Annotated in this window: 23 protein-coding genes; 6 read left to right on the plus strand and 17 right to left on the minus strand. The window is 70.7% G+C overall.

Features of this window, described 5'->3' with window-relative positions:
• Positions 1–3: 3 nt before the first annotated feature.
• The 7 genes from L6E10_RS18830 to L6E10_RS18860 form a co-directional block, all read right to left on the minus strand.
• Positions 4–810: an ESX secretion-associated protein EspG gene (locus L6E10_RS18830; protein WP_236220794.1), complete on the minus strand. Its 807-nt coding sequence runs from the start codon at positions 808–810 to the stop codon at positions 4–6.
• Positions 807–2,108, minus strand: a complete 1,302-nt coding sequence (locus L6E10_RS40370) for a PPE domain-containing protein (RefSeq protein ID WP_275676686.1) — start codon at positions 2,106–2,108, stop codon at positions 807–809. The genes L6E10_RS18830 and L6E10_RS40370 overlap by 4 nt, the downstream gene beginning before the upstream one ends.
• Before the next feature lie 15 nt (positions 2,109–2,123).
• The gene (locus tag L6E10_RS18840; protein ID WP_236220795.1) at positions 2,124–2,462 is read right to left on the minus strand and encodes a transcriptional regulator; all 339 of its coding nucleotides are present in this window, start codon (positions 2,460–2,462) and stop codon (positions 2,124–2,126) included.
• Between the two features lie 152 nt (positions 2,463–2,614).
• The gene (locus tag L6E10_RS18845; RefSeq protein ID WP_236220796.1) at positions 2,615–3,217 is read right to left on the minus strand and encodes a DUF3558 domain-containing protein; all 603 of its coding nucleotides are present in this window, start codon (positions 3,215–3,217) and stop codon (positions 2,615–2,617) included.
• An 82-nt stretch (positions 3,218–3,299) separates the two neighbouring features.
• A complete protein-coding gene (locus tag L6E10_RS18850) occupies positions 3,300–5,099 on the minus strand; it encodes a glycoside hydrolase family 15 protein (RefSeq protein WP_236220797.1) in 1,800 nt (599 codons plus the stop codon).
• 20 nt (positions 5,100–5,119) lie between these two features.
• Positions 5,120–7,285 carry a bifunctional diguanylate cyclase/phosphodiesterase gene (locus L6E10_RS18855; protein ID WP_236220798.1) on the minus strand — a complete coding sequence of 722 codons (2,166 nt, stop codon included), beginning with the start codon at positions 7,283–7,285 and terminating at the stop codon, positions 5,120–5,122.
• 60 nt (positions 7,286–7,345) lie between these two features.
• Complete coding sequence (locus L6E10_RS18860; RefSeq protein WP_236220799.1) at positions 7,346–8,158, minus strand: SAM-dependent methyltransferase; 813 nt, start codon at positions 8,156–8,158, stop codon at positions 7,346–7,348.
• A gap of 72 nt (positions 8,159–8,230) precedes the next feature.
• Between L6E10_RS18860 and L6E10_RS18865 the strand changes: the two genes are divergently transcribed.
• Positions 8,231–9,103, plus strand: coding sequence for a pentapeptide repeat-containing protein (locus tag L6E10_RS18865; RefSeq protein WP_236220800.1), 873 nt, complete (start codon positions 8,231–8,233; stop codon positions 9,101–9,103).
• Positions 9,104–9,974: 871 nt separating this feature from the next.
• On the opposite strand, the gene L6E10_RS18875 is transcribed toward L6E10_RS18865, so the two are convergent.
• The gene (locus L6E10_RS18875) at positions 9,975–10,868 is read right to left on the minus strand and encodes a LysR family transcriptional regulator (protein WP_374236956.1); all 894 of its coding nucleotides are present in this window, start codon (positions 10,866–10,868) and stop codon (positions 9,975–9,977) included.
• A gap of 78 nt (positions 10,869–10,946) precedes the next feature.
• On the opposite strand from L6E10_RS18875, the gene L6E10_RS18880 reads away from it, so the two are divergent.
• Both L6E10_RS18880 and L6E10_RS18885 read left to right on the plus strand, forming a co-directional pair.
• Positions 10,947–11,786 (plus strand): aldo/keto reductase, encoded by an 840-nt coding sequence (locus L6E10_RS18880; RefSeq protein ID WP_236220802.1) that lies wholly within the window; start codon positions 10,947–10,949, stop codon positions 11,784–11,786.
• 43 nt (positions 11,787–11,829) lie between these two features.
• Positions 11,830–12,624, plus strand: coding sequence for a lysozyme (locus L6E10_RS18885; protein ID WP_236220803.1), 795 nt, complete (start codon positions 11,830–11,832; stop codon positions 12,622–12,624).
• Positions 12,625–12,659: 35 nt separating this feature from the next.
• On the opposite strand, the gene purL is transcribed toward L6E10_RS18885, so the two are convergent.
• From purL to L6E10_RS18905, 4 genes are all read right to left on the minus strand, one after another.
• Entirely contained in the window at positions 12,660–14,918 is a 2,259-nt protein-coding gene (gene purL, locus L6E10_RS18890; RefSeq protein ID WP_236220804.1) for a phosphoribosylformylglycinamidine synthase subunit PurL, read from the minus strand.
• Positions 14,915–15,586, minus strand: coding sequence for a phosphoribosylformylglycinamidine synthase subunit PurQ (gene purQ / locus L6E10_RS18895; RefSeq protein WP_236220805.1), 672 nt, complete (start codon positions 15,584–15,586; stop codon positions 14,915–14,917). Before purQ ends, purL begins: the two co-directional genes overlap by 4 nt.
• Complete coding sequence (gene purS, locus L6E10_RS18900; RefSeq protein WP_236220806.1) at positions 15,583–15,822, minus strand: phosphoribosylformylglycinamidine synthase subunit PurS; 240 nt, start codon at positions 15,820–15,822, stop codon at positions 15,583–15,585. Before purS ends, purQ begins: the two co-directional genes overlap by 4 nt.
• 226 nt (positions 15,823–16,048) lie before the next feature.
• A complete protein-coding gene (locus L6E10_RS18905; RefSeq protein ID WP_236220807.1) occupies positions 16,049–16,594 on the minus strand; it encodes a hypothetical protein in 546 nt (181 codons plus the stop codon).
• 149 nt (positions 16,595–16,743) lie between these two features.
• On the opposite strand from L6E10_RS18905, the gene L6E10_RS18910 reads away from it, so the two are divergent.
• Complete coding sequence (locus tag L6E10_RS18910) at positions 16,744–17,724, plus strand: NAD-dependent epimerase/dehydratase family protein (RefSeq protein ID WP_236220808.1); 981 nt, start codon at positions 16,744–16,746, stop codon at positions 17,722–17,724.
• On the opposite strand, the gene L6E10_RS18915 is transcribed toward L6E10_RS18910, so the two are convergent.
• The gene (locus L6E10_RS18915) at positions 17,708–18,832 is read right to left on the minus strand and encodes a serine protease (RefSeq protein WP_236220809.1); all 1,125 of its coding nucleotides are present in this window, start codon (positions 18,830–18,832) and stop codon (positions 17,708–17,710) included. The two genes, L6E10_RS18910 and L6E10_RS18915, sit on opposite strands and share 17 nt — an antisense overlap.
• A gap of 66 nt (positions 18,833–18,898) precedes the next feature.
• Between L6E10_RS18915 and L6E10_RS18920 the strand changes: the two genes are divergently transcribed.
• Entirely contained in the window at positions 18,899–19,522 is a 624-nt protein-coding gene (locus L6E10_RS18920; protein WP_236220810.1) for an MBL fold metallo-hydrolase, read from the plus strand.
• Here the strand turns inward: L6E10_RS18920 and L6E10_RS18925 are convergent.
• Positions 19,485–20,135, minus strand: coding sequence for a hypothetical protein (locus L6E10_RS18925; RefSeq protein ID WP_090102428.1), 651 nt, complete (start codon positions 20,133–20,135; stop codon positions 19,485–19,487). The genes L6E10_RS18920 and L6E10_RS18925 overlap by 38 nt on opposite strands.
• Positions 20,136–20,185: 50 nt before the next feature.
• A complete protein-coding gene (locus L6E10_RS18930; RefSeq protein WP_236220811.1) occupies positions 20,186–21,061 on the minus strand; it encodes a phosphoribosylaminoimidazolesuccinocarboxamide synthase in 876 nt (291 codons plus the stop codon).
• A gap of 88 nt (positions 21,062–21,149) precedes the next feature.
• Between L6E10_RS18930 and L6E10_RS18935 the strand changes: the two genes are divergently transcribed.
• Positions 21,150–21,593, plus strand: a complete 444-nt coding sequence (locus L6E10_RS18935) for a hypothetical protein (protein ID WP_236220812.1) — start codon at positions 21,150–21,152, stop codon at positions 21,591–21,593.
• On the opposite strand, the gene L6E10_RS18940 is transcribed toward L6E10_RS18935, so the two are convergent.
• Together L6E10_RS18940 and purB are read right to left on the minus strand one after the other, a co-directional pair.
• A complete protein-coding gene (locus L6E10_RS18940; protein WP_236220813.1) occupies positions 21,590–22,384 on the minus strand; it encodes an MOSC domain-containing protein in 795 nt (264 codons plus the stop codon). The genes L6E10_RS18935 and L6E10_RS18940 overlap by 4 nt on opposite strands.
• Positions 22,381–23,799 (minus strand): adenylosuccinate lyase, encoded by a 1,419-nt coding sequence (purB, locus tag L6E10_RS18945; RefSeq protein ID WP_236220814.1) that lies wholly within the window; start codon positions 23,797–23,799, stop codon positions 22,381–22,383. The genes L6E10_RS18940 and purB overlap by 4 nt, the downstream gene beginning before the upstream one ends.
• Positions 23,800–23,812: the final 13 nt, after the last annotated feature.

Below are 23,812 nucleotides of genomic sequence, written 5' to 3' on the forward strand. Positions count from 1 at the left end.
AGATCACGCGCCGGCGGAATGAACCGCCTCGGCGATCAGCTCGTCGACCTGGCGCAGCATCCGGCGCGCGTCGGTCGGCGTGAACGTGCTCCACGGCGGCTGGCCGTTCGAGGCACGGCGCTGCTGCAGGTAGCGGCCCTCCTCGGTGTCGAAGAACCCGACCACCCGCTCGGGGCGCCAGCGCTTGCCGTACCTGTCCCTGGCGGCGGCGCCGAAGTTCCCGGTGTGGACGATGCCGGTGAACATCTTGACCAGCTGCTTGGCGTCGTCCTCGCGCAGCCCGATGCCGCGGAACGCCGCCTCGGTCGACTTCGGCGAGCCGTCGGTCAGGGCGATCGCCTTCTCGATGTCCGCGCTCGGCAGCGTCACGGAGATCCCGGTTCCGGCGGGGTGCTGCGGCAGCACCGACAGCACCGCGGAGGCGAGCCCGGAGCCCGTCCACGGCTGGAAGGTCAGCCGGTCGTCGCGCAACGTCGCCACCGCGCACCAGTCGCCGTTCGCGACGGCGAGGACGCGGAGGCTGTGACCGAGCCAGAGGCGGCCGTCGGCCTCCCGCTCGGGCCTGACGAACATGCGCAGCAACCCGTCCAGCTCGGACGACAGGCCGCGCGAGTTGCCCAGGCGGCGCTGGTCGAGCTGGGCGTAGACCCGGTTCTCGAGCTGGACGCGCTCGTCACGCGTCTTGCCGGGTGTGGGGACCTTGAGCACGAGCGGCATGGGACCGACGTCCATCCGGTCCCACACCACGTCGAACTCCTCGGCGGAGAGGGTGATCGGTTCCCTCTCCGCCGGAGCACCGAACAGAGTCACTCGGACAGGCCGCCGATGACCGGAGGAGCGACCATGCGGTCGTCGCCGAACACGTCGTCGGTCTCGACCAGGTAGTCGGCCGCCTTGTGCTCGATGTCGTCCTCGCCCTCGCCCTTCTGGCCGTGGGCGCCACCGGCGCCCATGCCGGCACCGGCCGCACCGGCCTTGCCCGCACCGGCGCCCGCGCCCGGACCGGAGCCCATCGCGCCGCCGCGCACCGCGTCAGGACCGGAGCCCATCGCGCCGCCGAGGCCACCGGGCATGCCGACTGCCTTCATCGCGCCCTGGCCGGACGCGCCGCCGCCGAGCGAACCCGACATCGGGGCGAACGCCTTGCCGCCACCGGGACCGCCGGGCAAGCCGGCCCGGGGACCACCGGGGGCACCGGGCTGACCACCACGCGGACCACCGGAGCCACCACCGGGAACGCCCGTGGTCGGCCGGGTGAAGACCGGCCCGCCGGGAGGAACCGGCGTGGGCGTCGGGGTCGGCTGCGGCAGGTTCGTCGGCGGCGGGGTGTACGTGGGCGGTGGCGTCGGCGTCGACGGCGGCTGCGTCCACGACGTGTGCGTGGTGTCGGTCGGCGGCGTCCACCCGGTCGAGACCTGGGTCTGCGGGCCGGTCGGCGTCGCCCACGACGAGTGGGTCGTGCCCGTGTTGCCCGACGGCGCCGGAGCACCCGTCGACGCGTAGCCCGCGCGCGTGCTGCCCGTGCCCGTGTCGGACGGGGGCGGCGTGTCGATCACGACCTGCGGCGGCGTCGGGAACTCGCCGAGCGTCGAGGAGTTCCAGCGGCTGTCCGACTGGTAGTCCTCCATGACCTTGACGGCCTGCGCCGCGGCGTTGTCCGCGGCGGCCTCCTGGCGCTCGTGGTCCATCTGCTGGCTCACGACGTGCGCCATGCCGACCGGACCGGTCAGCGCGCCGGCGGCGATGTCGAGGAGGCCCGGCTTCTCGGTCGTGACGGGCACGACCTCGGGCATCTTCTTGCGCGCCTCGGCGATGTACTCGCCCTGCAGGCGCGCGGAGCTCTCCATGGTGGTCGCGCCGGACTCGGCGAAACCGGCCCACTGGGCCAGCGGCGACAGCGCGCCCTGGGCGGCGTCGGAGGCGTCGGACTCCCAGTCCGCGCCCATCTTCGCGAGACCGTCGTGCAGGTCGCTGTCGATCCGCGCGAGCATCTCGGCGATCGACTTCCAGCCCTGCTCGACCGGGATGGACGCGGAGACGCCGGGACCGGAGTTGATCATCTTGTACAGCTCGGGGTGTCCGTACCCCTGGAAGCGGTGCTCAGTCATCTGTCAGTCCCCCTCTCAGCCCATGTCCCGCAGGTGCTTGCCCCACATGGCCTCGTTGTCGCCCTCGGTCTGGCGGTACTGCTCCTCGATCGCCTTGAGCTGCGCGATGACGCCGACGAGCTGTTCGCGGTAGGCGTCGAGCGCGGCGAGCGCCTTGCCCCTCGTCTGCTCGTTGAACGCCTTCGACGTCTCGTCGCTGATCGGGTCCGCGGCCCACGGCCTGGTCGTCAGCTCGTGCACAGCCACCTTGATCTTGGCGTCGAACTCGTCGAGCGCGCGCTGGAAGGCGGCCCGCGCCTGTGGAATGGCGTGTGGCTCCACCTTCAGCTTGCGCTGCCCGAACTCTGAAGGCACCGTGGTGCCCCCACCGTCCGCGAGATACACGGCACACCCTCCTCAGTACGGCCCCGGGGGATGGGCCGCGTGTGCATTTGGAACGACTTTAGCTCTGATGCGTGACGCGGGTGACCGGTTCCCGGTACAAGACGAGTAGTTCTGCTCAGACGTCACCTGGTCGCGAGAATGGCTCCGACGGCTTCGGCGAGCTTCTTCGCCTGCGCGCACGCCCCGTCCACCGTGGACCTGTCCTCTCCGAACCCTCCGACGGCGTTCACCAGCAACAACTGCCCGTCGTGGGCGTCGAGGTAGACATCGCAGGCGGGTCCGAGGCCCGACACGTCCCGCCCGTCGACGTACGCGGGGTAGCCCGCGATCCGCGCCGGGGTGAGCTCGGCCTCACCGACGGTCTGCCTGAGCCGGTCCACGCCACCGTTGACCAGCGTGTAGATCGACGACGAGTACGTGGCGTCCTCGTAGTTGTTGCTGCACGTCCTGCTGCCCTGGCCGTAGTCGGCCAGGGCGGGGCGCTCCGTCACGAGGCGGACGCCGAGAGCCGACTTCACCTCGGCCGTGTAGAGCGTGCAGGGGTCGAGCGCCTTCATGTCGACGGCTTTGGGCCTCGCCACCGGGGCGGAACCGGTCGAGGACGCGGTCGAGGACCCGGTCGCGGGCGCGGAGCCCGCCTGCCCCGCGGAGGGCGTCCCCGGCTCGGTGGCCGAACACCCGGACAGCACGGCTGCCAGCAACAACGGGACGGCGAGTCGGCGCATGCGGGTCAACGTACCGAATCGCCGGGCACGGAGGGTGGCGAACGGGGTGGCCCGCGTCACCCCCTCCGGCCCCGGCCCGCGGTCACCGGTAGCGCCGCACCACCACGGAGGGGCGCTCGACCGGTTCGCCCCGGTCGAGCGACCACGCCAGCCGGACGTACTGCGCGTGCGTCCAGGCGAGCGGGGTCGCCGACTCGGTGCCGCGGCCGTTCCAGACCTGCTCCGGCAGCATGAGCCCGCTGTTCGCGGTCGCCGCGATCTCCTCCAGCCGCTGGGCCGCCTTGCGCTTGTCGCCGGTCAGCAGCTCGTACTCACCGCGTTCGCCGGTGAGCAGCGGCCACAGCCGTCCGTACGTGCGGGTCGGCGTCGGCCAGTTGATGTTCCACGGCCTGCCGTCCGCCGTCTCGCCGTAACCGTCCTGCGTGAAGCGGTGCCAGTGGCCCTGCTCCCGCAGGTGCTGGTCGACGACGCTCACCGTGTTGCGGATGACCGGGTCGTCGGCGCGCTTGACACCGAGCCTGGTCAGTTCGAGGAAGCTCGGGTCGACGACCGCTCGCTGGTCGACCTCGGCCGGGTTGTTGTCACCGAGGTCGTACTTCGTGCCCTGGTCGGGCTTTCCGTCCTTGGTGACGCGCAGGTAGTACGGCTTGGGGTCGTGCGGACCGGTGTTCGTCGCCGTCCAGCCCTCGACGCCGCGCTGCCACTCGTCGGCGGTGGCGAGGTAGCGGTCGGCATCCTCCCCGTTGCGCCGCAACAGATCCGCGAAGCACACCAGGCCGGCGACCGCCGAGGCGATGGTGGCGGGCGAGTAGCCGTCCTGGTTCTCCCACCGCTCCTGCTCGCTGAACGGCGCGTTGGGGTGGTTCAGCAGGTAGTCGGCCGAGCGGCGCAGAGCGTCCATTGTGGACTTGTCCCGCCGGTCGAGGTGCCAGGCGAGCAGCAGCGGCGCCGCGACCTGGTCGAGCTGGACCTTGGTCCACACCGGGGTGCCGTCGACCCGCGTGTTCTGCGGCAGGTGCCCGTCCGGCTGCTGCTGCCTGGTCAGCATGAAGTCCAGCGAGCGCTGGGCGAACCCGGTGTCGCCGGCGGCGATCATGGCCGTCGACACGTGGTACAGGTCGCGCGGCCACACCAGCGCGTACGGGCCGAGCTCCGGCGCGAGTGCCCGGTCGGACCCGAACGCCCACGGGAAGCTCGGCGAGGCGATCGACGCACCGGGGTTGGCCTTGTCCTCCGTGGCCGCCAGCACCATCACGGACATGTCGTAGAGCCGCCGGTCCGCCGACCTGGGCCGCTCCAGCCCGTCCAGGTACGTGCGCCAGCCCCGCGCGTACTCCCGTGCCACCACGCGGAAGTCCTGCTCCAGCGCCGCCCGCGCGACACCCTCGCCGAACCCGACCGCGAACGTGCCGCGCGCGTGTCGCACCGGTTCGGTGGGCAACGTGCTCGCCACGGAGCTGCCGTCCTCCATCGGCACGTGCTCGATCGACAGGCGGACCGGGCGTTGCGCGTGGAAGTCCACGTCGGCGAGAACGGCGGCACGCCGCGGATCGGTGACGTAGGTGATCTCGGCCCGCCAGCCGTCCCCGCTCAGGTGCTGGCGGAAGGTGAGCGACCGGTCGTCGGCCGGCTCGGTGCGCGCCCGGCCGGGCTCGCCGTCGACCAGCAGCCGGGTCTCGCGGGTCGCGGGCGTGCTGAGGTCGGGGTGGAAGATCTCCGAGAGGCCCTGGTGGCCGAGGGTGAACCAGACCGGGCTCTCCGCCGATCTCGCGGTGCCGAACCCCTGCTTGTCCGCCGGCAGGGGGACGACGTCGGCGGGAGCGGCGCGGACGACCGGGGTCGTCGCGGCGAGCAGGAGCACGACGAGCGCCAAGGGTTTCATGGCACTCGGAGTTCCCCGCCCTAGAGATCACCACGCAGGAGGCTGTCGATGTTCTCCGGCGGACCGGGCCGCGCGAAGAACCAGCCCTGTCCCGTGTCGCAGCCCAGGCGCAGCAGCCGGGCCGCCTGGGCCGGTGTCTCGACCCCCTCCGCGGTCACGCCGAGGGACAGCGCGTGGGCCAGCTGGACCAGCGTGGCGACGATCTGCGAGTCGACCGGGTCCTCCTCGTTCTCGGCCCGCAGCCCCTCCATGAACGAGCCGGCGATCTTGAGCTCGTGCACGGGCAGGTGCTTGAGGTAGGCGAGGTTCGAGTAGCCGGTGCCGAAGTCGTCGATCGCGATGCGGACACCCATCTCGCACAACGCCCTCAGCGCCTCCAGCGGCTCGTCGGCGGTGCCCATGATCGCCGACTCGGTGAGCTCCAGCTGCAGGTGGTGCGGGGGCAGCCCGCACTCGTCGAGGATCCGCTTGACGTCGCGGACGAGCTCGGGGTCGCGGGACTGGCGCACGGCGAGGTTCACCGACACGAACGGCGCCGAGTCGCCGAACTCCTCGAGCCAGCGCCGGGCCTCCTCGCAGGCCCTGCGCAGCACCCACCGTCCCAAGGGGACGATCAGGCCGGTCTCCTCGGCCAGCTCGATGAACCGGTCGGGCGCGAGCCTGCCGAACTCCGGGTGCTGCCAGCGCACCAGTGCTTCGACGCCGGTGACCGTCGAGTCCTCCAGGCGCACCAGCGGCTGGTACTCGACGTAGAACTCGCCGCGTTCCAGGGCGCGCGGCATGGTGGCCGACAGCGTGAACCTGGCGACCTCCTTGGCGTTGCGCTCCGGGTCGTAGAGCGCCCAGCGCGCCTTGCCGTCCGCCTTGGCCCAGTACAGCGTGATGTCCGCGTCGCGCATCAGGTCGGCCGACGTCGTGCCGGACAGCTGCCGTTCGACGATGCCGATCGACGCCGACACCGACAGCTCGTGGCCCGCGATGCGGATCGGCGCCTCCAGCTCGGTCAGCACCCGGTCGGCCACGTCGACGATGTCCTGCTCGCCGGACGAGCCCTCGACCAGGATGACGAACTCGTCGCCGCCCATGCGCGCGACCAGCTTGCCCTCGCCGGACACCGAGTGGTCGAGCCGGCGGCCGACCTCGACCAGCAGCTGGTCGCCCGTGTCGTGGCCCAGCGAGTCGTTGATGACCTTGAAGCCGTCGAGGTCGAGGTAGCAGAGGCCGGCCCGCGCGTGCTTGGCGCGGTTGTTGAACACGCGGCCCAGCCGTTCGAGGAACAGCGCGCGGTTCGGCAGGCCGGTCAGCGGGTCGTGCAGCGCCTGGTAGCGCAGCCTGTTCTGCAGCAGGTGCCGGTCGGTGACGTCCTCGATCATCGCGACCTGGTACTGCGGCTCGCCGTGGTCGTCGCGGACCAGCGACAGCGTCAGGTGCGTCCACACCTGCTCGCCGTCGGCCCGGTGGAAGCGCTTCTCGGCCCGGTAGTGGTCGCACTCGCCCGCGATGAGCTGGTCGTAGAGCCGCCACACGCTGCCCGCGTCCTCGGGGTGCATGAGGTCGCGGACGTTGTACTGGCGCATCTCCTCGACGCTGAACCCCAGCATGTCCTGCAGGGCCTGGTTGACGTCGAGTATCCGGCCCTCGATGTCCGCGATGCCGATGCCGATCGCGGCCTCGGTGAACATCGCGCGGAACCGGGCCTCCGACGCCCGCAGCATCGCCTCGGCCTGGTCACGGGCGTCCAGCACGGCCGCCCTGATCGCCTCCTGCTCGGCGAGCGTGCGCTCCCGCAGCGCGCGGGCGTACCCGGCGGACAGCGCGCCCTGCAGGGCGGCGAGGCGGGACTGCAGCTTGTCGTCACCGGGGAAGCCCAGGTCGGCCAGCAGGTCTTCGCCGAGCAGCTGGACCGTGCGGCCGAGCGTGTCGGTGCCGGTGAAGTGCGCGTCGACCAGCCGCGAGCCGATCTCGTAGCCGGGAGCGGTGCGGAACGGGCTCGCGAACAGCGCCTCGACCAGCAGCTCGGTGAGGTCCCGGAGGTGCTGCGCGACCTCGGCGCGGGTCATCGGGACGTAGCTCGACCCGATCACCGCCGTCGCCCAGCTGCGCGCGAACGCCTCGGCACCGGCCACTACGGCCGGGTCCAGAGGAGAGCGGTCCTCGCGCACTCGCTGGTCAACCCGTTCGGTCATCTGCTCGGCCCTGGTGCCACGAACGCGCAGCATACGGCCGGTTGCGGTGCGCAGTCACCTCTACGCCTTCCGGCCCACCGCGGCGAACCCGGGAAACCGCCCTGCGAACTCCCCGTCGTCGTCGCGCGACTCCGGGTGCCAGGCCGGCACGCGGACCACACCCGGTTCGACCAGGTCGAACCCCTCGAACAAGCGCGTGAGCTCCGCCCTGCCGCGCAATGTCATCGGCGTGACGTCCCGGTCGTAGATCCGGCGCGCCTCCCGGTACGACTCCGGCTCCTCGTCGCCCTCGTAGCCCGCGTGGGAGATCGCGAGGAAGCTGCCGGGAGCGAGGCGGTCGCGGTAACCGCCGACCACGCCCCGCGGGTCCTCCTCGTCCGGGACGAAGTGCAGCAGCGAGATCATCAGCACGGCGACCGGTTCGTCGAAGTCGAGCTGCTTGCCGACCTCGGGCGAGGACAGCACGCCCAGCGGGTCGCGCACGTCGGCCTGCAGCACGCCCACGTGCCCGTTGTCCTCCAGCAGCGACCGGCTGTGCGCGACCGCCACCGGGTCCAGGTCGACGTAGACGACCCGCGCCCCGGGGTCGGCGGCCTGGGCGATCTCGTGCACGTTGCCGACGGTCGGGATGCCGGAGCCGAGGTCGAGGAACTGGCGCACGCCCCGGCCGAGCAGGTGCCGGACGGCCCTGCGCAGGAAGGCGCGGTGGCCGAGCACGACGGCGCGCAGCTCGGGCATGGTCCGCAGGACCTTCTCGGCGACGGCCCTGTCCGCGGCGAAGTTGTGCGCGCCGCCAAGCCAGTGGTCGTACACGCGCGCGATGCTGGGCCGCTCCAGGTCGATGTCCCCCGGCGCCCAGTTCGGCCGTTCCACCCGCTCACCCCACCCGCGTTCGCACCCGTTCGACCCCATCATGCACCCGCCGCTTGGCAGAATGCCGACCTCGTGAGGAAAAGTTTGCTGCTGTCGACGATTCTCGCGTCGATCGGCGCGTTTGTGCTGGTGGGCGGCGGTTTGGTGCTCGTGGACCCCCGCGCGCCGAAGCACGAGGCGATCAAGACGGGCGGTCTGGCGGGCGGCGCGATCGTCGCGCTCTACGCGTTGTGGCTGAACGACCGGCGGCGCAAGGTCGAGGAGGCCCGCCAGGAGCTCGAGAGCCAGCGCATCGACCACGACAGGTCGCGCGTGGCCGACGAGCGGTTCGCGCGCGCCGTCGAACTGCTGGGCCACGAGACGGCCCAGGTGCGGGTGGGCGCGATGCACGCGCTGGCCGGCCTCGCGAAGTCCAGGACCGAGTACACGCAGACCGTGCTCGACATCCTCTGCGCCTACCTGCGCCGGCCGTTCAAGCGCTCACCCGAGGACGAGGACGCCGCCGAGATCGAGCTGGAGGTCCGGCTCACCTCGCAGCGGCTGGTCGAGGACCTGCTGCCGCGCCTGGAGGAGGAGGACCCGCCGCGCTACGACCTCAACCTCACCAAGGCACACCTCGAGTACATGGACCTGTCGTACCGGCAGGTCGGCGACCTAATCATGCGGGTCGCGCGCCTCAACGAGTCCAACGCTTTCCACCACATGGTGGTGCACGGCGACCTGTACCTCACCGACGCCGAGGTGACCGGCCGGATCTACATGCACCACAACGAGTTCCGCCGCAAGGCGTGGTTCAGCAGGGTCAAGGCGCGCGGGCTCGCGGTGTTCACCGAGACGAAGTTCCAGGGCGAGACCAAGTTCTCGGACTCGCGGTGGGCGGACGTGAAGGCGGACGGCTGTACGTTCGCCGTGCAGGCCGACCTTCCCGAAGCGTGGAGGAACTGACGTGAAGTGGCTGCTCGCGGTGCTCTCCGCCGGCGTGGTGACCGCGGCGACCGCGGTCCTGCTCTGGACGGTCAAGGCACCGGCGGTGGAGATCGTGAAGACCGCCGGCGTCGCGGGCGGTGCCGTCGTCGCGCTGTACGCGTTGTGGCTCAACGACCGCAAGCACTCGCTCGAGAGCGACAAGGTCGCCGACGAGCGGTTCGCGCGTTCCGTCGAACTGCTGGGCAACGAGGCCGACCAGGTGCGCGTGGGCGCGATGCATTCGCTGGTGTGGTTCGCGAAGTCGACGCCCGGTTACCGGCAGACCGTGCTCGACGTGCTGTGCGCCTACCTGCGCCGTCCGTTCACGCACCCCTCCCACCAGGCGAGGCCCGACGACCCGCAGCAGCACTTCGGCGAGGTGGACGAGGCGATCAGGCTGGAGCACCAGGTCCGGCTGACCGCGCAGCGGTTGATCAAGGACACCCTGTCGTGGGGCAAGAAGCGCAGGCACAAGCACTACGACCTCGACCTGACCGACGCCGTCCTCGAGTACTTCTCGCTGGACGGCCGGCACGTCAACCGGCTCGTCGCCCGGCGCGCGCAGTTCTACGGCATCACGAACCTGCGCAACGTGCACGTGCGGAGCGTCGCGCTGTTCTCCGGTGGTGCCTTCCACGGCCGCCTGGAGATGGAGAACGGCGACTTCGAGGGCGGGATCTCCTTCCAGGAGACGACTTTCGCCGGTCCCGTCGAGATGAGCTCGCCGAAGCTGGGCGGCGCGAAGGTCGGCCGGTTCTTCCACCCGTCCCCGAAGCCGCCCGCCGTGCAACGCGGTGAGATGCGGGTGCTGGAGGGGACCGAGTTCCGCGAGCCCCCGACCGGCTGGCACCTAACCGGCAGCACGGAGGCGGCCGGACCTGGCTTCCAGCACCATGTCGAGCAGAACGGTCGCGGCGGCGCCCGCGGTGGCCGCCCTGACGACGACGGTCTCGGCGACGGGCACGTCCCCGCGAAGGCCGACGAAGTGCGCGCGGTCGGTCTTGAGGGCGAAGGACTGCGGGACTAACGCGACACCGAGCCCGAACGAGACGAAGTCGAGCAGTGAGTGCACGTCGTTGACCTCCACGGCGACCCGCCGCTCGACACCGGCGGCGGCGAGGGCGCGGTCCACCTCGTCGCGCGTGCCCCAGTCGGCGTTGAAGTCGACGAACGACTGCCCGGCGAGCTCCGCGAGGGCGACGGACCCCCTTGCGGCGAAGAGACTTCCCGGCGCACACGCGAGCACGAGCGGTTCACCGGCCAAAGTGGACACCCGGAGGTCTTCGGCGATCTTCGGCTGACGCGTGACGAACGCGAGGTCGAGCCGTCCCGCCCGCACGTCCTCGACGAGCTCGGCGTTGCCGGACTGGCGCATTCTGATCTCCACGCCGGGGTGCAGCTCGTGGAACCGCGACAGCACCGCCGGCAGGTGCACCACGTGCAGGCACTGCAGGCTGCCGACGGACAGCGTGCCGCGCAGCAGGCCCTGGACGGCCGCGACGGCGTCCCTGGCCGCCTCGACGCTGCCCAGCGCCCTGCGCGCCTCGGGCAGCAGGGCCCGTCCGGCCTGCGTCAGCCCGACCTGGCGGGTCGTGCGCAGGAACAGCGGCGCGCCCAGCTCCACCTCCAGCGCCCGGATCGACGCCGACAGCCCCGATTGGGCGATGTGCAGGCGCTTGGCCGCTCTGGTGAAGTGGGACTCCTCGGCGACCGCGAGGAAGTGCTCCAGCTGCCTGAGTTCCACGATTCATCACCTGCGGTGCTCAATGAGATCACTTCTCTGCGTTGGACAGCTTAATCCCGAGGGGCCAGAGTGGAGGGCATGCAGAAGCGCCGCATCGGAGAAGTGGAAGTCAGCGCCGTCGGCCTGGGCGGCATGCCCATGTCCGTGCAGGGGAGGCCGGATCGGGCGCGGGCGATCGAGACCATCCACGCCGCGCTGGACGCGGGCGTGACGTTCATCGACACCGCGGACGCCTACTCGCTCGACGACACCGACTTCGGCCACAACGAGGAGCTGATCGCCGAGGGCCTGAAGGGCCGCTCGGAAGAGGTGTTCGTGGCGACCAAGGGCGGCCACACCCGCGCGCCCGGTGGCGACTGGGAGCTCGACGGACGCCCGGAGTACCTGCGCGGGGCCGTCGACGGGTCGCTGCGGCGGCTCGGCGTCGACCAGATCTTCCTGTACCAGTTCCACCGGCCGGACCCGAAGGTGCCGATCACGGAGTCCGTGGGGGTGCTCGCGGAGCTGCTGGACAGCGGCAAGATCCGCTACGCGGGCGTCTCGAACTTCAACCCGGACGAGATCGTGCAGGCCAACGAGATCCTCGGCGGCAGGCTGGCGGCCGTGCAGAACCAGTTCTCGCCGGTGTTCCGGTCGAGTGAACCCGAGCTGGAGCTGTGCGCGAAGCTCGGCATCGCGTTCCTGCCGTGGAGCCCGTTCGGCGGCATCGGCAAGGCCGGTTCGCTGGGCGGCCCGTTCCGGGAGGTCGGCGAGGCCCGCGGCGTGAGCGCCCACCAGGTCTGCCTCGCGTGGATGTTGGCGAAGTCGGAAGTGGTGGTCCCCATTCCGGGTGCTTCCCGGCCGGCGAGCATCCGCGATTCGGCCTCCGCCACCCACCTGGAGCTGACCGCCGAGGAGCTGTCCCGCCTGGACGGGTGACCCCGGGTAGCACATTGCGACAAATGGCCGCACGATCTAGTCCATGCGGACCTTGATCAGCATCGTCGCGATAGTCGCCGGCATGTCGCCGGCACCCGCGTCCGCGGTGCCCTTGCCCGAGGGCTCCGCGGACCACACAGCGGGCTCCCAGATCCTCGAGCACGAAGGCCCCGGCGACCTCCGCTCGGCCTCGGACTCCCCGCCCACCGCGGGCAAGGTGCCGGGCATGGACGTCAGCAGCCACCAGGGCGACGTCGACTGGAGGTCGGCCTGGGACAAGGGGGCCCGGTTCTCCTACGTCAAGGCGACCGAGGGCACCCACTACCGCAACCCCAGGTTCACCCAGCAGTACGACGGCTCCTACAAGATCGGCATGATCCGCGGCGCGTACCACTTCGCGCTGCCGGACCGGGCCAGCGGAGCGGCGCAGGCGAACTTCTTCGTCGACAACGGCGGCGGCTGGTCACCCGACGGCAGGACGCTGCCGCCCGCGCTCGACATGGAGTACAACCCGTACGGCGACACGTGCTACGGCCTGAGCCAGGCCGCGATGACGGCGTGGGTCAAGACGTTCAGCGACACGGTCTACGCGCGCACGAAACGGCATCCGATGATCTACACGTCCACGAAATGGTGGAACGAGTGCGTCGGCGGCTCGGTGGAGTTCGGTGCCGACAACCCGCTGTGGATCGCGCGCTACGGCACCGAGGTCGGCCCGCTGCCGATGGGCTTCGACTTCCACACGATCTGGCAGTGGCAGGCGGCCGGGCACTTCCCCGGTGACCAGAACCTGTTCAACGGCAGGTTCGAGCAGCTGCGGCGCATCGCCGCGGGCTGAGGACGGCCCTTCACGGGGCCGTCCTCCTCCGCGTCTCAGTCGAACAGGGCGGGGAGGGTGCCCTCCCAGGCCTCGCGCAGCTCGTCCAGCGGGATCTCGCCGAGCCCCTGCACCTCGAGCGCCTTCGACTCCGGGTCGACGACACCGATCTTGCGCCACGGCAGGCGGCGCGCGGTGCACATGTCGGTGAAGCGCTGCTCCTCGGTGCGCGGCACGGCGACCAGCACGCGGCCGGCCGACTCGCTGAACAGCGCCGTGAACAGGTCGCCCTCGGGGAAGACCCGCGCACCCACCTCGCCGATCAGGCACGTCTCGACCAGCGCCTGCGCGAGACCACCCTCCGACAGGTCGTGCGCGGCGGAGATCATGCCGTCGCGCGAGCCCGCGACGAGCACCTCGCCGAGCAGCTTCTCGTGCCGGAGGTCGACCTTCGGCGGCAGACCACCGAGGTGGCCGTGGACGTGGTGCGCCCACTCCGACCCGCCGAACTCGTCGCGCGTCTCGCCGAGCAGCAGCAGCGTCTCGCCGGCCTCGGCCCCGATCCCGGTGGGGATGCGGCGCCGCACGTCGTCGATCACGCCCAGCACGCCCACCACCGGCGTCGGCAGGATCGCCGTGGAGCCGGTCTGGTTGTAGAAGCTGACGTTGCCGCCGGTCACCGGGATGCCGAGCTCCGCGCAGCCGTCCGCGAGGCCCTTCACGGCCTGCTCGAACTGCCACATGACCGCCGGGTCCTCCGGCGAGCCGAAGTTGAGGCAGTTCGTGACGGCGACGGGCGTGGCACCGGTGGTCGCGACGTTGCGGTAGGCCTCGGCCAGCGCCAGCTTCGCGCCCTCGTACGGGTCGAGCCTGGTGTAGCGGCCGTTGCAGTCCGTCGAGAGGGCGACACCGCGGCCGGTCTCCTCGTCGATGCGGATCATGCCGCCGTCGCTCGGCTGCGCGAGGACGGTGCCGCCGCGGACGTAGCGGTCGTACTGCTGCGTGACCCACTTCCTGGACGCCAGGTTGGGGCTGGCCGCCATGGTCTTGACCAGGTCGAGCAGCTCCTCGTTCGCCGGCCGGGGAAGGGCGTCGGGCGTGTTCGCCCGCAGTTCGTCCTGGTCGGCCGGGCGCTCGATCGGCCGGTGGTAGACCGGACCCTCGTGCGCGACGGTGCGCGGCGGCACGTCGACGACGACCTCGTCGTGGAACGTGATGACCAGCCGGTCGCCCTCGGTCACCTCGCCGATCTCGGTGGCGATGACGTCCCACTTCGCGCAGACCGCCATGAACGCCTCGACGTTGTGGGGCTCCACGACGGCGCACATGCGTTCCTGCGACTCGCTGGAGAGGATCTCCGCCGGGGTCATGTTCTCCGCCCTGAGCGGCACGCGGTCCAGGTGGACGCGCATGCCACCGTCACCGGCGGACGCGAGCTCGCTCGTCGCGCAGGACAGGCCCGCGCCACCGAGGTCCTGGATGCCCGCGACGAGACCCTTCTCGAAGAGCTCCAGCGAGCACTCGATCAGCACCTTCTCGGTGAACGGGTCGCCGACCTGCACGCTCGGCAGCTTCTTGCGCTTGCCGGCCGTGTCGTCGAACGTCTCGCTCGCCAGCACGCTGACCCCGCCGATGCCGTCGAGGCCCGTGCGCGCGCCGTAGAGGATGACCTTGTTGCCGGTGCCGCTCGCGTGCGCGAGGTGCAGGTCCTCGACCCGCATCGCGCCGACGCACAGGGCGTTGACCAGCGGGTTTCCCTGGTAGGACTCGTCGAACACGACCTCGCCGCCGATGTTGGGCAGGCCGAGGCAGTTGCCGTAGCCGCCGACCCCCGCGACGATGCCGGGCAGCACCCTGCGCGTGTCCTCCGCGTCGGGCCTGCCGAACCGCAGCGGGTCCATGACCGCGAGCGGCCGCGCGCCCATCGCGAGGATGTCGCGGACGATGCCGCCGACTCCGGTCGCCGCACCCTGGTAGGGCTCGACGTACGACGGGTGGTTGTGGCTCTCGACCTTGAACGTGACGGCCCAGCCGTCCCCGATGTCGACGACACCGGCGTTCTCGCCGATGCCCGCGAGCATCTTGGCGCGCATCTCGTCGGTCGTGGTGTCGCCGAAGTACTTCAGGTGCACCTTGGACGACTTGTAGGAGCAGTGCTCGCTCCACATGACCGAGTACATCGCCAGCTCGGCGTCGGTGGGGCGCCTGCCGAGGATCTCCCTGATGCGCGCGTACTCGTCGTCCTTCAGGCCCAGTTCCCGGTAGGGCTGCTCCTGGTCGGGAGTGCTCTCCGCGTTCTTGACGGTGTCGATCACGCCTTCACCACCGCGTCGAGCAGGGACAGGAACATGCCCAGGCCGTCGTCCGTGGGGCCGGTGAGCGCGTCGATGGCGTGCTCGGGGTGCGGCATGAGGCCGACGACGTTGCCCCTGGCGTTCGTGATGCCCGCGATGTCGTTGCGGCTGCCGTTCGGGTTCTCGCCGACGTACCGGAAGACGACCCGGTGCTCGTCTTCGAGCTGCTTGAGGGTGTCGTCGTCGGCCTGGTAGCCGCCCTCGCCGGACTTCAGCGGCACGAGGATCTCGGCGTCGCGGTCGTACCTGGTGGTCCAGGCGGTGCTCGTGTTCTCGACCCGGAGCCACTGGTCGCGGCACACGAAGTGCAGCTTGTGGTTGCGGGTCAGCGCACCCGGCAGCAGGTGGGCCTCGGCGAGGACCTGGAAGCCGTTGCAGATGCCGAGAACCGGCATCCCCCTGTTCGCGGCCTCGACCACTTCCCGCATGACGGGCGCGAACCGCGCGATCGCACCGGCCCGCAGGTAGTCGCCGTAGGAGAACCCACCGGGCACGATGACCGCGTCGACACCCTTGAGGTCGTGGTCGCCGTGCCAGAGCGGAACGGCCTCGCCGTCGGCGTACCTCACCGCCCGCTGCGCGTCGACGTCGTCGAGGGTGCCGGGGAAGGTGACGACACCGACCCTCATGCCTCGACCCTGCGCACGGTCCAGTCCTCGATCACGGGGTTCGCGAGGAAGCTCTCGGCGATCTCGGCGAGCGTGGCGTCGTCGACGTCGTCGGCGACCTCCAACTCGAAGTGCTTGCCCTGGCGGACGGCGGTGACGCCGTCGAAGCCGAGACGGGGCAGCGCGTTCGCCACCGCCTGGCCTTGGGGGTCGAGGATCTCGGGCTTCGGCATGACGTCGACGACGACTCGGGCCACGACGGACTGCTCCCTGGGGTGGAGGGCTGGCGGTACCCGTCGACCCTACCTGAGCTGGGCGTTCATCCTCCCGACACGTGTTCGGGGGCACATCGCCGGTGGTCCACCTTCGGGTGAACGAGCTTGCCTCGGCGAGGCCGTTTGGTAAAGTTGGACTCGCCGAGGCCCCGTAGGCCGAGGAAGTGAGCACGGTGCCCGTCCGGACGGTCGGCCGCCGTGCTTTGCGCTATCCGGACCACTTGTCCACCGCCACCTCCTTCGCGACGAGCGAGCGCACGCGCCTGGCCCAGTCGCCTCCCGCACCGTGGCACCACGCCACGACGTCCGGGATCCAGAGCAGTTCGTCCTGCGTGCTGTTCAGGTGCTCGTAGATCATCTTCGAGTGGCTCGGCCGCTTGCCCAGCGCCGCGCGGATCGTCTGCGAGTCGTGGAGGTTGCGCTCCTCCCGGCTGTCGAGCACCAGCCTCCTCGTGTCCAAGTCGACGAGATCGTCGATGAGCGCGATGAGGCACTCCTGACGCGCGATCTCCTCCCCGGCGGAGCAGTCGCAGCTGTAGAGGTGCACGGCGGCGCCGATGGCCACCAGCTTGGACACGATCAGCTTGCGTCGATCGACCTTCTCCTTCTTGAAGTGGAGTTCTCGCTGACCCGGGAACAGCAACCGGCGCAGCGCCTTGCGCGTGCGCGTCAGGTCGCCGGGCTCGACGAGGACGGCGGCCAGCAGGTACGTGTTGTTTCGCCGCGACTCGTCGACGAAGGCGTGCAGACTCACGGAACGTCCATCGGCACACCCCGAACACCAGTTCACCAAGTCACACCGATCGGGTCCGAACGACCCTGACTTGGAACTATTCCAACCGGCTATTTCGCCGAAAGCGAGACCACTGGCACCGCCGCCCGATCGGCCGGATGCTGGAGGTCATGAAGATCCTCGTGCTCGGCGGGACCGTGTTCCTCAGCAAGGCAGTCACTGCGGAGGCCGTCCGGCGCGGCCACGACGTGGTGTGCGCTGCCCGCGGTGCCTCCGGCGGGGTTCCCGAGGGCGCGACGCTGGTCCGGGTCGACAGGGACAGGCCCGGTGCGTTCGACGCGCTGGCCGGTGAGCGGTTCGACGCGGTGGTCGACGTGTCCAAGTACTCGGTGAACTGGGTGCGGGACGCGTTGGAGGCGTTCGGGTCCACCACGCCGCACTGGACGTTCGTCTCCAGCATCTCGGTCTACGCGGACCACGCGACCGGCAGCAACGAGCTGCTTCCGCCGCTGGAGGACAACCCGGCCGAGGAGTTCACGGCCGAGCGGTACGGCAGCGTCAAGGTGGCCGGCGAGATCGCGGTGCGCGAGGCCGTGGCGGGGCGGGACTTCATCGTCCGGGCCGGGCTCATCACCGGGCCGGACGACCCCAGCGACCGGTTCGGGTACTGGCCCTCGCGGCTGGCGAGGGGTGGGCGCGTGGTCGTGCCGGACAGCCCGGACCTCGGGTTCCAGCACATCGACGCGCGGGACCTGGCGCAGTGGATCGTGTTCGCGGCCGAGGAGCGGGTGACGGGCACGTACGACTCGACCGGGCCGGTCATGCCGTTCCAGATGGCCATCGGTGAGATCGCCGGCGCGACGGCCGCGCCCGGGACGCAGCTCGTGCCCGTCGCGGAGAGCGTGCTCAAGGAGCTGAACATCAACCCGTGGGCCGGGCCGCGGTCGCTGCCACTGTGGCTGCCCCGGGAGTGGGCCAAGATGGTCGGCCGCGACGTCGGCAACGCCCTGGCGAACGGGTTGCGCGTCCGGCCGCTGGCCGAGACCGCGCTCGACTCGCTGGAGTACGAGCGCGGCCTCGGGCTGGACCGGCCCCGCAAGGCGGGGCTCACCGAGCAGGAGGAGCGGGAGATCCTTACAGCAGTGAGTTGACCTGCGCAGCGACGAGGTCGATGCGCACGCCCTGGTTCGGGCAGCCGCCGAAGTGGTGGAGCCCGATCACCTTGTGCGTGCGCCTCGACAGCACGGGTGAGCCGGACGAGCCGCCTTCGGTGTCGCACATGTAGCTGATGTCGGACTGCGACGAGCTGCCGTTCACCCGCACCGCGCGCACGACGCAGTAGCCGCCGCCGTTGTTGTTGTCGCGCAACGACAGCTTCTTCAGCTTCCCGGCCGGGTGGCCGATGATGTACATCTCCTCACCCACGGCCGGAACGCGCGCGTCCAGCTCGAGGTAGCCGAACGAGCTGATGGCCGCGAAGTTGTTCACGGTGAAGAGGGTGTAGTCCAGCGCGGCGCTGTACTTCAGCACCTGGGCCGCCAGCACCTTCGTGACGGTGGCCGAGTTCGTGCCGCCGCAGGTCGGGCACTGGTAGTTGAACCACACCTCGATGCCGGTGGTGCTGGTGAAGCAGTGCTCGTTGGTCAGCATGCGGTTGTTGGGTCCGACGCGCCACGCCGTGCACAGCGAGCTGCCGTTGCGCAGCAACTTCGCCACGGCCGGCGTCTTGCCCCACTCGGTCGGGTTGCTGGACTGGTAGCAGACCGCGTCCTTGTAGTCGTTCGTGCCGCAGATGCTCTGCACGGACGGCTGCGCGGACATCTCGGCCTCGGTGTAGCCGCGCGTCAGCTTGTCGATCCGGACGCGCGACAGCGGGTTCGTCACCGACACCACGGCGCGGTCACCGGTGATGGACATGGCCCAGAAGCCGGACGCGTCGACCGTGGCCGTCAGGGAGGCCTTCAGGTCTCTTGTGTACGTGTACTTCTCGGTGCCGTCGGAGTTCGACACCGTGAGCACGTCACCCGGCATGATCCGCAGGTCCGTGAAATGCAGCTTCACGTATCCGGAGCCGGGTCGTTCGACGGTCGTCGAACGGTTCGCGCCACCCACGCGGACCGAGACCGATTCCTCGGTTCCGATTTCCTGCGACTGCGGCGAAGCCGCCTGCGCAGGTGCAGAGGTGGTGTTGGCAGGGATGATGGACGTCATCGGCAGGGCGAGCGCCAGTGCCGTGAGGAGTTGCAGGGTTTTCCTCATGCCTTTTGATACTTCCGACGTCACCTCACCGTGTCAGCCCGCCAAACGTCGGTAATGGAGGATTACGTGAAAGTTGTCCATTTCGGTCATGCCTGCGTGCTCCTCGAGACGGGCACCACCCGCGTGCTGATCGACCCCGGCACGTTCTCCGCGGGGTTCGAGGACCTCGCGGACCTGGACGCGGTGCTGGTCACGCACCAGCACTTCGACCACGTCGACCTCGAGAAGCTGCCCGCGCTGCTCGAGACCAACCCGCGGGCGCGGCTGGTCGTGGACGAGGGCACGGCGCCCACCGTCGAGAACGCGACCGTCGCCCGGCCGGGCGACACCTTCAAGATCGGCGACCTGGGCGTCCGGGTCGTCGGCGGGCAGCACGCGATGATCCACCAGGACATCCCGATCGTGCCGAACGCCGCCTACGTGGTCGGCGACGGCGCGTTCTACCACCCCGGCGACTCGCTGTTCGTGCCCGACGAGGACGTGGACGTGCTCGGTCTGCCCGCGGGCGCGCCGTGGATGCGCACGGGCGAGGCGGTCGACTTCATGCGCGCCGTGAAGCCGCGTGTCGCCGTGCCCATCCACGAGAAGACGCTCGCGAGCCCGCAGATGGCCCACCGGCTCTTCGAGATGCTCAAGCCGGAGGGCACCGAGGTCAGGCCGCTGACGCCAGGCGAGGAGACGGCAGTCTGACGTAGGTGGTCGGCGCGGCGTCGTGGGCGAGGGCGATGTCCACGGCGTCGAGCACGGCCTGCCGCGCACCGGGCCGGTGCAGGTCGCGGGCGTCGACGGTGATCCGGGTCAGTCCGCCGCGGCGTGCGGACCTGGCCGTCGCGTAGACCAGCGCGAGCGACCGCAGCTCGCCGAAGCTGCTGCGCTCGGTCAGCGCGTGCAGGCGGCCGAGCGTCGCGAGCCCGCTGCCCACGTCACGAACCGCGTGCGCGTCGGCGCAGAGCTTGAACCGGTGCTTGGCGAGCGCGAGCAACGTCCCGGGCGACGCCACGCAACGCCGAGGCGCGAACGTGTCGGCGTTCAGTCCGATGGCGTCCATCTGCAGACGCGCGCCCATCAGCAGCAGCCCGGCCTCGTAGGCGGGCAACCGCCGCTGGCCGAGACCGTGCAGGACGACGGCATCGCCGAGCGCGGCGCGCTGCCGCACCCATTCCTGCGCCCTGCCGAGCTCGCGGGGTACCACGAGCAGCGACAACGGCACCCGCCGCGGGCCGAGGGCCGCGGCCAGATCAGCGCACCGGTCGAGTGTCTGCGGACCGATGCCGGACAGGGAGACCACGAGCTGTGAGTGCACTCAATGAGTGCGCCACGCCGTGGTGACATCCGCGTGAAAGCGGAGCCAACTCACGCGAGCCAGTCGGCGAAGGACCGGCCCGTCAGCTTCTCGTAGGCCTCGACATACCGCGCACGGGTGGCCTCGACGACCTCGGCGGGCAGCGGAGGCGGCGGGGTGTCGCCCTTGCGGTCCCAGCCCGACGCGGGCGACGTCAGCCAGTCGCGCACGTACTGCTTGTCGAACGACGGCTGCACGCGGCCGGGCTCGTAGCCCTCGGCCGGCCAGTAGCGCGACGAGTCCGGCGTGAAGACCTCGTCCGCCAGCACCAGCTCACCGTCCGCGGAGAGCCCGAACTCGAACTTCGTGTCCGCCAGGATCAGGCCACGGGTCAACGCGTACGCGCGCGCCTCGCTGTAGAGCTCGATCGTGCGGTCACGCAGCTTCGACGCCAGCTCCACGCCGTGCTTCTCCGCGATGACGTCGAACGACACGTTCTCGTCGTGCGCCCCGATCTCGGCCTTCGACGCGGGCGTGAAGATCGGCGGGTCCAGCTCGGACGCCTCGACCAGCCCGGCCGGCAGCTCGATCCCGCAGACCGCGCCGGTCGCGGTGTAGTCGGCCATGCCCGAGCCCGTGAGGTACCCGCGCGCCACGCACTCGACGTCGACCATCCGCAGCTTGCGCACCAGCAGCGCCCGGCCGCGGACCTCGGCGGGGATGCGCGGGTCGTCGTGGGAGACCAGGTGGTTGGGCGTGAGCCGCTCGAACCAGAACACGCTCATCGCGGTGAGCACGCGGCCCTTGTCCGGGATCTCCGAGCTCAGGATGTGGTCGTACGCGGAGATGCGGTCGGACGCGACGAACAGCAGCAGCTCGTCGTCCACGTCGTACAGGTCGCGAACCTTGCCGCGGGCGACGTGCTGGTAGTCAGCGAGCGTAGGCACGCTGGTCAGACTACGTGCCCGTGTTCCGGGCACCGATCTACACCCCGCACCACTACAGATCAAGGCCGAAGGAGCTTAAGGTGCACCCGTGCTCACCAGAAAGGCCCTGTGGATCCCGGCGTTGGCCAGTGCGGCCCTGCTCGTCGTCCTGGGCGTGGCCGGGTGGAGCTTCGACTCCAGCCCCGTGTCGTCGCCCACCTCCGGCGGCGCGCAGGACACGAGCACGACCCAGTCGGTGAGCATCGTGCCGACTCCGGACGTCGCCGACATCACGGTCAAGGGCTCGTCCACGACGGCGACGACCACCACTACCACCACGAGGACGACGCAGCCGAAGCCGCCGCCCGTCCAGACGCCGCCCGCCGTGCAGCAGCCGACGACCACCGAGGCCCCGCCGCAGCAGGGCCTCCTGGTCAACGAGGGCGCGCGGTGCGATCCCGAGGGCGCGAACGGCATCGGCCTGCGCGGCGAGAAGCTGGTGTGCCGCAAGGACCCCCAGCGCGGCGACCGCCTGCGCTGGCAGAAGGCCTAGGAGCGCCACTCCAGCACGTCGAGCTCGTCACCGACGGCGATGGTGCCGGTGCGGACGACCTGGGCCTTCATGCCGAACGTCACCCCTCCGTCGGCATCACGCCGATAGGCCGCCAGCGAACGGATCGGCTCCGGTCCGCTCTTCAGACCCGTCGCCTGGTCGACCATCGGCACCGCGCAACGCACGCAGTCCTTGGCGTAGGCCAGTTCCACGTCACCGATGGCCGCCCGCCGCACGCGGTCCTCCGTGTGCGGCTCCGGCCAGCCGGACACGACCACGTTGGGGCGGAAGCGGTCCATCGGCACCGGGTCCCCGCCGCGTTCCAGGATCCGCTCGTTCAGACCGTCCAGCGAGGACAGCGAGAGCACCAGCAGCGCGTTGCCGTCGGCGTACCCGACGAGGCCGGTCGTCTCACCGGTCGTCTCCCTGCGCAGGTCCGGTGGAGTGCGCACGAGCCGCACGGACCTGCCGAGCGCGTCGGAGAAGTACGCCGCCGCGGCGTCGCCCTGGTCCACTCCGGACCCGTGCCAGGTGTGCACGACGACCGGAACCCGCGGCCCGTCGGGGACGATCGGGAAGGACTCGCCGCCGATCGACAGCGACGAGTCCACGAGGGACGGACGCAGCGCCGCCATCTCCGGGACCTTGCGCTGCGACAGGAACACGCCCTCGTCGTCGACGAGCATCATCATCCGGTCGTCGCGCAGGCCCGTCAGGTCGACGGCCGAGGAGGCGACGGAGTACCCGCCGCACCCCTTGACCGGGTGGACGTGCAGACCGGCGACGATCACAGGATCGGCTCCGGCTCGTAGGCCGGGTACTTGTCGACGACCGCGGCGACCTGCTCCACCACGGCCGCCACCTGCGCCGACGCCACGCCGGTGAACGACAGGCGGTCGGCCAGCAGCGCGTCCAGGGCTGCCCGGTCGAGCGGCAGGCGCGAGTCCGCCGCGAGCCGGTCCAGCAGGTCGTTCTGCGCGAGACCCTGCTCGCGCATCGCCAGCGCGACGGCCACCGCGTTCTCCTTGATGGCCTCGTGCGCGGTCTCACGGCCGACACCCGCGCGCACGGCCGCCATCAGCACCTTCGTCGTGCCGAGGAACGGCAGGTAGCGGTCCAGCTCGCGCGCGACGACGGCCGGGTACGCGCCGAACTCGTCCAGCACCGTCAGGAACGTCTCCAGCAGACCGTCGAACGCGAAGAACGCGTCGGGCAGCGCGACCCGGCGGACCACCGAGCACGACACGTCGCCCTCGTTCCACTGGTCGCCCGCGAGCTCGCCGACCATCGACAGGTAACCCCGCAGGATCACCGCGAAGCCGTTCACGCGCTCGCACGAGCGGGTGTTCATCTTGTGCGGCATCGCGCTGGAGCCGACCTGGCCCGGCTTGAAGCCCTCGGTGACGAGCTCGTGGCCCGCCATCAGCCTGATCGTCTTCGCGACCGACGACGGCGCCGCCGCGAGCTGCACGAGCGTCGAGACGACGTCGAAGTCGAGCGAACGCGGGTAGACCTGGCCGACGCTCGTGAGGACCCGCTCGAAGCCGAGGTGGCCCGCGACCGTCCGCTCCAGCTCCTGCAGCTTCTCGGGCGTGCCGAGCAGGTCGAGCATGTCCTGGGCCGTGCCGACGGGGCCCTTGACGCCGCGCAGCGGGTAGCGGGAGATCAGCTCGTCGAGGCGGGAGAACGCGACCAGCAGCTCGTCGGCGCCCGTCGCGAACCGCTTGCCCAGCGTCGTGGCCTGCGCGGCCACGTTGTGCGAACGACCTGCCATCACCAGGTCGGAGTGCTCGGCGGCGAGGCGCGCGAGGCGGCCGAGGACGGCGGCGACCTTGGAGCGGACCAGCTCGAGCGAGCGCAGCACCTGCAGCTGCTCGACGTTCTCCGTGAGGTCGCGCGAGGTCATGCCCTTGTGGACCTGCTCGTGGCCCGCGAGCGCGTTGAACTCCTCGATGCGCGCCTTCACGTCGTGCCGCGTGACCCGCTCGCGCGCCGCGATCGACTCCAGGTCGACCTGCTCCAGCACGCGCTCGTAGTCGGCGATCGCGGTCTCGGGCACGTCGATGCCCGCGGCCGCCTGGGCCCGCAGGACCGCGAGCCACAGCTGCCGCTCCAGCACGATCTTGTGCTCGGCGGACCAGAGCGTCGCGAGCGACGTGGAGGCGTACCGACCTGCGAGGACGTTGGCGATGCGGGGCTTCGTCACGCCCTCAGGCTAG

This window comes from Lentzea sp. CC55 (assembly GCF_021056325.1).
GTDB lineage: Bacteria > Actinomycetota > Actinomycetes > Mycobacteriales > Pseudonocardiaceae > Lentzea > Lentzea jiangxiensis.

What these genes read in the sequence shown, in the direction of transcription:
- L6E10_RS40370 (WP_275676686.1), bottom strand. Translation starts at nt 2,108, where the DNA reads ATGACTGAGCACCGCTTCCAGGGGTACGGACACCCCGAGCTGTACAAG.
- L6E10_RS18845 (WP_236220796.1), bottom strand. Translation starts at nt 3,217, where the DNA reads ATGCGCCGACTCGCCGTCCCGTTGTTGCTGGCAGCCGTGCTGTCCGGG.
- L6E10_RS18850 (WP_236220797.1), bottom strand. Translation starts at nt 5,099, where the DNA reads ATGAAACCCTTGGCGCTCGTCGTGCTCCTGCTCGCCGCGACGACCCCG.
- L6E10_RS18855 (WP_236220798.1), bottom strand. Translation starts at nt 7,285, where the DNA reads ATGACCGAACGGGTTGACCAGCGAGTGCGCGAGGACCGCTCTCCTCTG.
- L6E10_RS18880 (WP_236220802.1), top strand. Translation starts at nt 10,947, where the DNA reads ATGCAGAAGCGCCGCATCGGAGAAGTGGAAGTCAGCGCCGTCGGCCTG.
- L6E10_RS18885 (WP_236220803.1), top strand. Translation starts at nt 11,830, where the DNA reads ATGCGGACCTTGATCAGCATCGTCGCGATAGTCGCCGGCATGTCGCCG.
- purQ (WP_236220805.1), bottom strand. Translation starts at nt 15,586, where the DNA reads ATGAGGGTCGGTGTCGTCACCTTCCCCGGCACCCTCGACGACGTCGAC.
- L6E10_RS18910 (WP_236220808.1), top strand. Translation starts at nt 16,744, where the DNA reads ATGAAGATCCTCGTGCTCGGCGGGACCGTGTTCCTCAGCAAGGCAGTC.
- L6E10_RS18915 (WP_236220809.1), bottom strand. Translation starts at nt 18,832, where the DNA reads ATGAGGAAAACCCTGCAACTCCTCACGGCACTGGCGCTCGCCCTGCCG.